Source organism: Bacteroides sp. Ga6A2, assembly GCF_000702225.1.
GTDB lineage: Bacteria > Bacteroidota > Bacteroidia > Bacteroidales > Bacteroidaceae > Ga6A1.
On sequence record NZ_JNKX01000018.1, the window covers coordinates 84,265 to 94,945 of the forward strand.

9 protein-coding genes are annotated in these 10,681 nt (G+C 49.1%); 4 read left to right on the plus strand and 5 right to left on the minus strand.

The genetic code is table 11. The annotated features are described in order from the left end of the window. The 5 genes from T538_RS0106465 to T538_RS0106485 form a co-directional block, all read right to left on the minus strand. Positions 1 to 1,206 carry an ABC transporter permease gene (locus tag T538_RS0106465; RefSeq protein ID WP_031532696.1) on the minus strand — a complete coding sequence of 402 codons (1,206 nt, stop codon included), beginning with the start codon at positions 1,204 to 1,206 and terminating at the stop codon, positions 1 to 3. A gap of 75 nt (positions 1,207 to 1,281) precedes the next feature. Further along, positions 1,282 to 2,385 carry an ABC transporter permease gene (locus T538_RS0106470; RefSeq protein ID WP_081834885.1) on the minus strand — a complete coding sequence of 368 codons (1,104 nt, stop codon included), beginning with the start codon at positions 2,383 to 2,385 and terminating at the stop codon, positions 1,282 to 1,284. A gap of 4 nt (positions 2,386 to 2,389) precedes the next feature. Further along, a complete protein-coding gene (locus tag T538_RS0106475) occupies positions 2,390 to 4,762 on the minus strand; it encodes an ABC transporter permease (protein ID WP_031532694.1) in 2,373 nt (790 codons plus the stop codon). A gap of 11 nt (positions 4,763 to 4,773) precedes the next feature. Beyond that, positions 4,774 to 6,027 (minus strand): efflux RND transporter periplasmic adaptor subunit, encoded by a 1,254-nt coding sequence (locus T538_RS0106480; protein WP_031532693.1) that lies wholly within the window; start codon positions 6,025 to 6,027, stop codon positions 4,774 to 4,776. Next, positions 6,012 to 7,331 (minus strand): TolC family protein, encoded by a 1,320-nt coding sequence (locus T538_RS0106485; protein WP_031532692.1) that lies wholly within the window; start codon positions 7,329 to 7,331, stop codon positions 6,012 to 6,014. The genes T538_RS0106480 and T538_RS0106485 overlap by 16 nt, the downstream gene beginning before the upstream one ends. Before the next feature lie 139 nt (positions 7,332 to 7,470). On the opposite strand from T538_RS0106485, the gene T538_RS0106490 reads away from it, so the two are divergent. From T538_RS0106490 to T538_RS18840, 4 genes are all read left to right on the plus strand, one after another. Beyond that, complete coding sequence (locus T538_RS0106490; RefSeq protein ID WP_031532691.1) at positions 7,471 to 7,995, plus strand: response regulator; 525 nt, start codon at positions 7,471 to 7,473, stop codon at positions 7,993 to 7,995. Continuing rightward, entirely contained in the window at positions 7,992 to 8,864 is an 873-nt protein-coding gene (locus T538_RS0106495) for a sensor histidine kinase (RefSeq protein WP_031532690.1), read from the plus strand. Before T538_RS0106490 ends, T538_RS0106495 begins: the two co-directional genes overlap by 4 nt. Positions 8,865 to 9,533: 669 nt before the next feature. Further along, on the plus strand, positions 9,534 to 9,908 hold the full coding sequence (locus tag T538_RS18835) for a DUF4372 domain-containing protein (protein WP_231497072.1): 375 nt from the start codon (positions 9,534 to 9,536) through the stop codon (positions 9,906 to 9,908). 45 nt (positions 9,909 to 9,953) lie between these two features. Next, positions 9,954 to 10,679, plus strand: coding sequence for an IS4 family transposase (locus tag T538_RS18840; protein ID WP_231497071.1), 726 nt, complete (start codon positions 9,954 to 9,956; stop codon positions 10,677 to 10,679). Positions 10,680 to 10,681: the final 2 nt, after the last annotated feature.

Here is a 10,681-nt window from a genome sequence, read left to right on the forward strand (position 1 = left end):
TTATTCGTTTTTAATATATTCAACAGGATTTTCGTTGGCAGCGCGCCAGCCTTGATAAGCTGCGGTAAACAGATTAACGGCGAGCACTATGACAAGAGAAAGCAGCAACGGCATGAACTCCATAGTTATTGCAAGTCCTGAAATACTGCCAACCATTGGAGCCAACCAATACGAAAGCGGAATGGCAATTACTATGGCGAATACTGATTGAACGACTACGGTAAAGAGCAAACGCAGGGTGATGCCACTAATCTCTGCCCCAAAGACGCGGCGAATGGCAATCTCGCGCCGGCGCTGACCTACAAAATAACTGTTCATTGCCATCAGACCGAGCACGGCAATAAGCAGGGCAACCGCCGTAAAGACGGTTAGCACGCTGAGGAATCGCTCGTATTCTTCGTACCACTCACGGTGTTTCTGGTTCAGCAGGTTTGTCTCGGTTGTTGCAGAGCCTGTCAGTTCCTTCAGCAGACAGGCCATCGCCTCCTCAACCTTCTTGCGGTCGCCATGATATTTCACAAGAGCCATTCGAGGCCGTCCGTAGTTATTGCTAACATAATCATCGGCATTGTCACGGAATTCATCCGACTTCATAAATAAGTAAGGCGTTGGATGCTCCGCTTCTTCCATTACATTCTGATATACCAAATCGGGATAAACGGCCGACACTTTAATATTCATATTTCCTCTTGAAATTAAAATTTCCCGTTCGTCATCGCGCTTGCCGAATTGCCGTAGCAACTGGTGATTTACACCCACTCCACCGTCTGCATAGGTCCTCTCCGGATGGATATTCAGGATGTTAAAGAAGCAACTGTCGCCTATCAGATACCGTATGCTGACAACCGTTCCGTCATCGGCAGTAGTCGTATTATTCTCAAGGCCATCAACAGGCGTGCCATAGCCAAAGCCGACAGCATCAACCTCTGGCATGGCAAGCAATTTGCTGCGGAATGTAAGACGCTGACTCTCGTTAAGCCCAGCAATATCGTATGTTTCAAGAATGTTGTCGATGTCGTAGCCCAACGGCTGGCTCATCCTCTCGCGTATGCCGCTGTTTAGCAGAAGCGTAACCGTAAGCATAACGATGGCAAAGACTGCCTGCAACACCATCAGCACATGACTCCAGCGCTGGCGCACACGGCGACGGAACGTTCCGCGAACGATGTCGATAGGCTGATAGCCGCTGAGTATCGTGGCAGGCACGAAACCAGCCAGCGAGCCTACAAAAATGATACCGAGCAGAATGGCAGCGATGGTAACAATGCCCGTATCCTTCAGCTAATCGAGCGAACAATTAGACATCTCTATTGCCTTGTCTTGCATGGCAAGCGCAATAAGATAGGCTATAACGAAATCAATAGCTGTAAAGAGGATGCTTTCGCCAATCAGTTTGGCAAATACTTGCAACCGCGACAGCCCCAGCAGCCGTCGTGTGGCCATCTCCTTAGAACGCTCCGTGGTGAGCGACACACTAAGATTAACATAGTTGAAGATGGCAAACACCAGGACCAACAGGGCTATTACCACATAGAGATGAGCCATCTCGCGGCTGCCGTGATTAAGGTCGTCGCCCTCAAACGAGCAATCTTTGGCATCATAATAGAGTGTAGAGAGCGGAGTGAGCGTAAGTTTCTTCACGGCATCTATCTGATAGAGCCAGAAAAATGACTTCAGATAGTCGCGCATTTCGGTGATTTTACTTCGCAGGTCGCAGCCCTCACGCTCCATCAGAAACAGCACGCAACTGGCAGCATTATTCATGCTCTCGACGTATGCCGAAGAATGAAGTTGGCGCAGATTCTCGAGGTTTACCACACATTCATACGTTTCGGGGATGACAGAACGGTCAAAATCGTCCATCACCCCGCTGACGGTATAGGTGATATGCTTATCGGCATCCTTTTCATCGTCTAAAGCCAAGACAACCTCTTTGCCTATCGCCTCACCTTCAGGCCAGTAACGCTGGGCAAACTTCTTGCTTACCACCATCTGATTAGGCGCGCTGAGCACCTTCTGCTTATCGCCCGTTAGCAGCTTGTAGTCGAAGAACTCGAAGAAGTTAGGGGCAGTGAGGAGCATCTTAGTGTTAACCTCCTGCCCTTTTATGGTGAATGACATCTCCAAGCCGGAAACGGAGCACCAGTCTTCTATTTCAGGAAAACGGTCCTGCAACTTCTGCCCCACCCGGAAGTTTGACATCATAAATTCCTCGTTGCCAACGACAAAGGTGCGGTCTGCACGCGTCTGGTAGTTCTCTACGGATGTCTGTCGGTAGATGAGGTCGCCCAACAGCAGCAAGAAAGCCATCGACAGACACAGACCCACGATATTTATCAAGGTAAACAGCCTGTGGCGTTGCAGAAATTTCAGATAACTTCTCATCTTCTTATTCGTTCTTTATGCTATTGATAGGATTATCGTTGGCAACGCGCCAGCTCTGAACAACCACCGTGCCGATGGTTACGAGGGCAATGCGCAGCAGAGCCACAAGGAATATCCACCAGTATATCGGAGTTCGTTCGGCAAAGTCCTGAAGCCACTCGTTGCCTATGTACCACGCCAGCGGTGCGGCAACAACGAAACTGCCCAGCAGCAGCCACACATAGCGGCGGCACAGCATTACGAGAATCTGTAAGGTTGATGAGCCCATTACCTTGCGAATGCCAATCTCCTTTCGGCGGTATTCGGTCTCGAACATAGTCATGCAGAACACGCCGATAAGGGTTATTACCATGCAGATGAACGAGAATACAAGCACCTGCGAAGAAAACCTAAGTTCGGCATTGTATGTGAGTTCAAGTTCTTGGTCGAGGAACTTGACCTCGGTTCCCTCCGGAGCACCAAAGCGGATAAGGATGTCACGAATTTTGTTGCGCATCTCAATCTTGTCGATGCCGGCTGCTACGCGCACGTTAAGAGTTCCCAGATTTCTTTCCCAGCCCTTATACGCGTCGCCCATAATCAGAAATGCCATTGGCATATTGTTATTGTCTACACGCGTTGACATGAATCTGACGTTTTTGCACACTCCTATCACCGGCAAATCGTTTTCCAGAAGAGGCTTGTCCATTTCTATCCAGTCCCACTGCTTGCGCGCCGCCTCGTTTATGATGTACACATCCTTGTCGTTTTCGTTGAAATCGTGTCCTTCAATCACCTCTATGCCCATTGTCCGCAAATAGTGCCAGTCAACCGGCATACAAGTAAAGTTTACATGATGGTCTTTGTCGCCACGTCCCCAGCCCATGTACTGGTCTCCGGTGCCCAGTTTAAACTGCGAGTAGCTCACATTCTTCACGCCAGTAAGCCGCATCAGTTCAGAGCGCAAGGCATCGCTCTTGTCTATCACATCCCACACGTTTGCTTGCAGAATCTCGTCTTTGCTGAATCCGTAGTCTGAATGGAATATGTAATGAATCTGCTGCTGAAGAATTCCGATGTAGACCATCATTACCGATGTGATAACGAATTGCAGACAGAGCAGCGCAGTTCTCAGTTTACGTCCCTTCGGGGTGAGTCCGAAAGAGCCTTTCAGCACCAAGGCCGGTTGGAACGATGTGACATAATAGGCTGGATACATTCCGGCAACGATGCCTACAACAACCGACACGACAGCCATAGCAAGCAGAAGCAGAATGTTGCCGCCAAGCGAGATGTCGCCCGAAAGAAGTCCGTGAGCCACCGGTGACTGCGAGAGCAGATAAACAAGCACAGCAGCAAACACGAATGCCAAGAATGATGTAACCACCGTTTCGCCAACCAAGCCCATTCGCAACACCGATTTGCTGTTGCCTAGCACCATGCACGTGTTTACGCTCTTTATGCGCATCGGACTTTCTGCCAGCGTAAAGTTAAGGAAGTTGATGGATGCAATGATGATTACCAGCAGGCACGCCAGTTGCAGAATCCAGTCTACCGTGCGGTTGCCCTTATCTAGCACAAGGTCGAGTCCCGAGAACCACGTTTTGCCAACAGGCGTAAGCCGGATTTTCAATTCTCTGTTCTGTCCGTCGGAGTCTGACATTCCTTGTCCGCCAAGAGCCTTCATTTTCTCGTCAATCTTCGCGGTTACGGCCTTGCCAAGAGTTGCGTTGAGTCCTACGGTATCAACATTTTCCTTCAATTTAATGTAGCACGTATAGTTCCAGTTGTTGACGTTGTCTTTGTTCTCATCGCCAAGATTGCGATAGATGCAATTACTTAAAGAACAGTTTTCGGGCATATCCTCGTAAACGCCGATTACGGGGATGCTGTCCTTCAGATCGCGCATACAACGCCCTGCAACCCGAATAGAGCCGAAATAATTCAATGCAACCGAAGCCGGAATAATCAGGCCTTTCGTGTCGCCTTCCTTCCAGTTCAGCCTGCCGTCAATAAGCCGCGGAGCAAGAATAGAGATGGCATCGTTGCTTACATTGCATATTCCGAACTTTACATCGGTTTCATTATTCTTGAATCTCCACTCGCTGAACCAACACTGAAGCAACGCCATGCCCTCTACCTGTGGCAACGTAGCCAGTTCGTCGGCAACCATTCGGGAGGTGTGTGCCTCCCATCGGCCTTCCTCGAAGATGTCGCGGAACTCAACGCGATAAAGGCGTTCCGAATCCTTCAAACACTTGTTGTACGAGTGATTGTATATCACTTGCGTAAGGAACAGGTAGCAGGCAGAAAATGCCACCGTGAGCCCTATGAAATTGAGCGCGGTTGCCATCTTGAAACGACGCGCCATATAAATCAGACTTCTAAAAATATTCATGGTATTATCTTCTATTTTATTACTAAAACTTCGTTGTCTTTGAATGCCTCGTAACCGCTTGTAACCACGCGCTCGCCCGGCTCCAGTCCCTCAAGAATCTCGTAGAACTGCGGATTCTGACGACCTACGCGAATCTGTCGGCGATAGGCTTTTGCTCCGCCCTTGTCGAGCACGAAAATCCACTGTCCGCCGGTGCTCTGGAAGAATGTTCCGCGAGGAATGATGACTGCTTGCTCGGGCTGACCGAGTTCGAGGTCGATGTAGTATGTCTGACCGGTGCGGATGTTCTCGGGACGCTCGCCCTTGAACACGAAGTCGCAGCGGAACTTGCCATCGCGCACCTCGGGATAAACCTTGCGCACAACAAGCTGGAATGTCTTGTCGCCACGGCTGAATGTTGCCGTCAAGCCCTGACGCACACGGTCGATGTAATGCTCGTCAATCATAGCCTCAACCTTATAGGCTGAGAGGTCGTTGAGCTGACCAATCTTCTGCCCCGGCTGGATGCTCTGACCAAGTTCAACATCGAGCAGACCAAGTTCGCCGTCGATGGCAGAGCGTATCTCGAGTTTGTCCTTGCGCTGGCGAACCATCACAACGTTTCGGCGCATATTCTGAAGGTTGTCTTCCATCTGGTCCATCTGAACGCTGCGGTATATGCTGTCCTGCTTCAGTCGCTTGCTTATGAGCGAGTGCTTCTTTGTAGAAAGCTGATAGTCTTCCTGCGACTGGACGTAAGTCTCGCGGCTTATCAGTTTCTCGGCAAAGAGGCGTTTGTTCTGCTCGTAGGCGCGCTTCTTGCGCTGAGTGTCCATGTCAAGTTGTGCCTTCTCCGTCTGGTTGTTCAGCCGGTCTTGCTGCATGGCAACCTGAGTGTTTCGCAAAAGATTCTGCTTCTCGGCAAGCTCAGCCTCGGCATTCAGAATCTGGAGGTCGAGGTTCGAGTTGCTAAGGCGCACAATTACATCGCCTTTCTTAACCATTGCGCCTTCCTCAACCACCTTTTCGAGTACGATGCCGCCTTCTTCGGGCGAAATCTGAACTACCTGAATTGGCAATACCTGTCCGTTGGTGCGAACGTAGTCCTTAAACTCGTCGCGGCGCACCTCACTGATTGTCAGTTCGTTTCTGTCAACCTTCAGCGTAGAGGCATGATTGCCGAAGATAAGCCAGTCCACAATTGCAAGCAGCACTGCGCCGCCAGCAGCATAAGGCCAATATCTTAGTATTCGCTGTTTCTTAGTTTTCTCTATTGCTCTGTCCATATTGTTTCTCCTCTATAATATTTAACTAATTGTTCCTTAACCATAGTCATAAGTCGGCATTGCAGAAGCGTTGCCTTCGACTTCAGCAGTTCTGCCGATGTTGTGTGAAGGTCGATGGCGGTGCTCAGTCCTTCCTCAAACTGCCGGCGCGTAAGTTGATATGCCAGACTGTCGGCCTCGACTTTCTTCTCCATCTGCGCCGTCTGCTTTATGTAGCCTTGCCAGTCTTGCCAAGCCTCCCTACTCAGTTTTTCGAGTTCCAGATGCTTCTGCTCGTATGCCTCGCAAGCCATCTTGTAGTTGTTCTTTGCGCGGCGGATGCCCATTGCCGACTGCAACCGGCTGAAGAGAGGTATGCTGAGCGTAAAGCCTACATACTCGCCCATATTGTTCTTAAACTGACTGCTGAAAGCGGCTGTGTTGGCAGCGTGAAGTGTTTTGTAGAATGTTGTTCCGATGCCTGCACCTACCGACAGCGTTGGCATGAGCGATGCGCGAGCCTGCCGCCATTCGTGCTTCGATGCCGTAATCTTGTATCGTGCCTGCTGAAGGGCAGCATGTTCCTCATCGTTTAGCATGATGCCCGAAAGAACAGCCTCATCGGTCTTTGTTGTCTGCACATCGAGCAAGAGCGAATCGGCAACGGGGAAGGCCATCTCTTTCTTCAGTTCGAGAAGAGCCGATTCGTAGAGGCTTTGCTGACGGGTTAGTTCGTAGTCGGCCTCGGCTTTCTGCGATTCTACCAGTGCGACATCGGTATGGCTCTTGCGTCCCACTTCTTCAAGAATCTGCGTCTGCTTCAGCAGGAGTTCGGTTTCAGCAACCTTTTCGGCAGCCATCTTAACCAGTCCTTCGTAATATGCCACACTCGTGAAGGCTTGCAGAACGCTCAGCGCGGTCTCGTTCTGTTGCTGACGCAAAGCCTGATGTCCCATCAGCCTGCTTGCCTCGGCAGCCTTTAGCGCATGCAGACGGCTGAATCCGTCGAACACCGGAAGCGATGCGTACAGCGAATATTCGTTATAGAAGGTGCTCACATCGGTATAGCCGTTTGTCTCGGGATTGATGGCGCGGCCAAAGTTGTACTGCGCCCCCACGCTCGCCCCAACCGAAGGCAGGAAGTTGCCGATGGCTGCGGTCTTGTCTGCCTTGCGGTTGTCGAGTTCGAGTTCCGTGCGCCTTACTTCGTGATTGTGCTTTACGGCATATTGCATGCACTGCTGCATTGTCCACGGAGTCTGTCCGGCAGACTTACCAACGTGTGCAGCGGCAAAAGCAAGTAATATAATCAAGGTTCGTTTCATACTTTTTTTGTTTTTCTGACACAAAGTTAGAGGCTAAACGGCTTCGTGCCAAGCATTTTAACACGCCCAGAGGCAGAACGTCTAAATTTTAGACACTCGCCCGTATGATTTTTTTACAAATCTTAGTAATTTTACAGCCATGAACAAGTACGGAACTATTTTGATTGTCGATGACAACACAGCAATCCTGACAGCCATGCGCTATCTTCTGGATTCAACCTTCGAGCTGATACTAACAACCACTCAGCCCGATGACATTCTTAAACTAATGGCACAGCAACCCATCGATCTTGTTGTGCTCGACATGAACTTCACGCTTGGCGTAAACAACGGCAACGAGGGCCTGTTCTGGCTCAGAGCCATCAGGAAGCAGCACCCCGAAACGCCCGTCGTTCTGCTCACCGCCTATGCTGATGTAAATCTGGCTGTAAAGGGTCTGAAGAACGGTGCGTCGGACTTCATAACCAAGCCGTGGGACAACGACGAACTTATCCACAAACTAAAAGATGTGCTCGACATGAAGAACGAAATCGTAAGCCTCGACGAGATGGAGAAGGAGCACATTCGCCGCACCATCGACCACTGCCACGGCAACCTCACTCAGGCGGCCGAACTTCTGGGCATCACGCGCCAGACTCTCTACAACAAAATGAAAAGACTATGACGTGGCAATACATCTCTATCGCAATAATCCTCGTTGCGCTGTTCGCGGCGTTCTTCATGCACCAGCGTATGCTTAAACTGCGCGCGCACCTTATGCAGGAGGCAATTCGCAACCGCGACTTCACCTTCAGGATGCCTACAAGCGGAATGTTCTCGGGAGAACGCGCCATGCAAGAGGCTCTGAACCATCTGGGCGAAACCATCCGCCAGCAGATAAACCAGAACGAGGTTGAATCGTGGGAACGCCTTACAAGGGTTCTGACGCACGAGATGATGAACGCCACGGCTCCCATCACCAGCATAAGCCAGTCGCTCATGAGCCGCCCCGACGTTAAGGGCACGCCGCTCGAAGACGGCATAACGGCCATTTACGAAACATCGCGCCACCTTAGCGAGTTTGTTACCAACTACCGCAAGATGTCGGAACTCGAAAAGCCCGTTCTCGCCGTGGTTGAACTTAACAAGATTGCCGACGACCTAAGCAAGGCTTATCCGCAACTGCAATGGGAAATAAATCTGCCCCACGGTCTGAAGGTTCGCGCCGATGCTGGAATGTTGCGCCAAGTGCTTATGAATCTGGCAAAGAACGCTGCCGAGGCTGATGCCACAAAGATTGTTCTTGAAGAAATTCCTGATGCCAAGCAGAGCAGCCGCATAAGTCTGTTTATGGGCAACGACGGACTGCCAATACCTGCCGAGAACCGCCAGTCGCTCTTCGTCCCATTCTTCACCACCAAGCGCAGCGGCAGCGGAATAGGCTTGTCGCTGAGCCGCCGCATGATGATTCAGCAAGGCGGAATGCTCGACCTTGCCGAAACGCCCCGACAAGGCTGCCACGCGGCTTTCATACTAACAGTTGAGAAGGATTGACAATGGGCAATTTCTTTAGTTGAGAATTGAAAGTTGAAAATTGAAAATTCTTTTCCCGAATTGTGCTTTGTCAATTATGAATTGTTAATTGTATTATCCAAGTAAGCCGATAGTAAGGGGGTAGCAAGCCGATAACAAGTCAATAACGAGCCAATGACAAGCCGGAAGGTACGGGGAATTGCAGAAAAAGATGACGCCATTTTTTCTACAATTCCCCAATCCGCGCAGTTGACACGACTTTTCATATTTCGAGTTTCAACTGTACTGATAAAGATGGGCTATGTTAAAATCTTAGTCCCGCGGATATATATATGAAATGATTGTCGGGGATATATGAATTTTTGTAATCGCAGATTCTGAAGCCAACTGCGCTTGAAACGCCGACGACTTTAAAACATTTTGAATATCCTATCGAAACATCGTAATTAGTATTCTTCATCTCACTACTACTTGTAGTTTTCCCGGTTTTAAACTTCAAATGCAGTTCGTCATTTTCTTTGTTTATAACACTGCTGTCCAAAGAAAATTTCTTAGACATGATTTAAATTAGTCATTTTCAATGAGTTACGCGAATATTATTTTTTTTCGAGATTTGATTTTGTACTTTTGCAAATCGTATTGCAAGAGGCAGAAATCATGAATCAAGGAAAGACCGTATTCGCTCAGATCATGTCGCTCATACCAAGATATGAGTTCGATAAGTGCGTAAAGAGATACAATGGCAATAGACATGCCATCGGGTTCAAATGCAGAGACCAGTTTATGGTGATGAGCTTTGCTCAGTTCACAGACCAGATTAGTCTCCACAGCATTGATGCAACGTTGGTGGCCCTCTCTTCCAAGCTCTATTCGAGCGGAATAAGATATATCCAACGTTCTACTTTGGCTCATATCAATGAGACCAAGGATTGGCATATATACCATGATTTCGGGCAGATTCTGATTGCCAGGGCAAGAGAACTTTACCAAAGTGAGCCATCCAGACTTGATGTGGACGGTATCGTATATGCCTTTGACAGCAGCACTATCAAGCTGTGCCTCTAGCTCTGTCCGTGGGCTCGTCTGCACCATGACAAGGGTGGTGTAAAGATGCACACACTGTTGGATTTGCGTGGATCTATACCTACATTCATATATCTGACAGAGGCTGCCGTTCATGACTCCAAGGCTATGAGTTTGATTCCCGTAGAGCCAGGAAGCTATTATCTCATGGACAAGGGCTACGTTGACTTCAAGCAACTGTTTAACCACTTTCATCGCCAGCAAGCTTTCTTTGTGACAAGAGCCAAAGACAACATGAAGTATGTAGTGCTGGAGAAACGAACTGTAGACAAGCAGACTGGAGTTATAAGCGATGCTATCATAAGGCTTACCGGACCGCTGACCTCCAAATGGTATCCCGACACACTCCGCATGGTTGTTTATGAGGATTATGCTACAGGCAACGTCTATAGATTCTTGACAAACGATTTCACTCACTCCTACCTGACCATTGCAGAGCTCTATAGAGAACGCTGGCAGGTGGAATGTTTCTTCAAATGGATTAAGCAGCGACTGCACATCAAGTCGTTCTACGGAACGAGTAAGAATGCAGTATTCTCGCAGATTTGGATTGCCATCTGCGACTATCTGCTGCTTGCCATTGCTAAGAAAGTGTATCATGTTGATCAAGATTTTTATATTTTATCTGCTGCCATCGGGAAAGTACTCTTTGAGAGGAAGCCCTTAGGCGAGCTATTTGTTAAACCCAAACGTCTTCAGAATGACTCCGATGATGGTCAGCTAACCTTATGGGAAAATTTCTTTGGACAGTAGTG

Coding starts and splice junctions, on each gene's coding strand:
- T538_RS0106490 (WP_031532691.1), top strand. CDS start 7,471: ATGAACAAGTACGGAACTATTTTGATTGTCGATGACAACACAGCAATC.
- T538_RS0106480 (WP_031532693.1), bottom strand. CDS start 6,027: ATGGACAGAGCAATAGAGAAAACTAAGAAACAGCGAATACTAAGATAT.
- T538_RS0106470 (WP_081834885.1), bottom strand. CDS start 2,385: ATGAGAAGTTATCTGAAATTTCTGCAACGCCACAGGCTGTTTACCTTG.
- T538_RS0106485 (WP_031532692.1), bottom strand. CDS start 7,331: ATGAAACGAACCTTGATTATATTACTTGCTTTTGCCGCTGCACACGTT.
- T538_RS18840 (WP_231497071.1), top strand. CDS start 9,954: ATGCACACACTGTTGGATTTGCGTGGATCTATACCTACATTCATATAT.
- T538_RS0106495 (WP_031532690.1), top strand. CDS start 7,992: ATGACGTGGCAATACATCTCTATCGCAATAATCCTCGTTGCGCTGTTC.
- T538_RS0106475 (WP_031532694.1), bottom strand. CDS start 4,762: ATGAATATTTTTAGAAGTCTGATTTATATGGCGCGTCGTTTCAAGATG.
- T538_RS18835 (WP_231497072.1), top strand. CDS start 9,534: ATGTCGCTCATACCAAGATATGAGTTCGATAAGTGCGTAAAGAGATAC.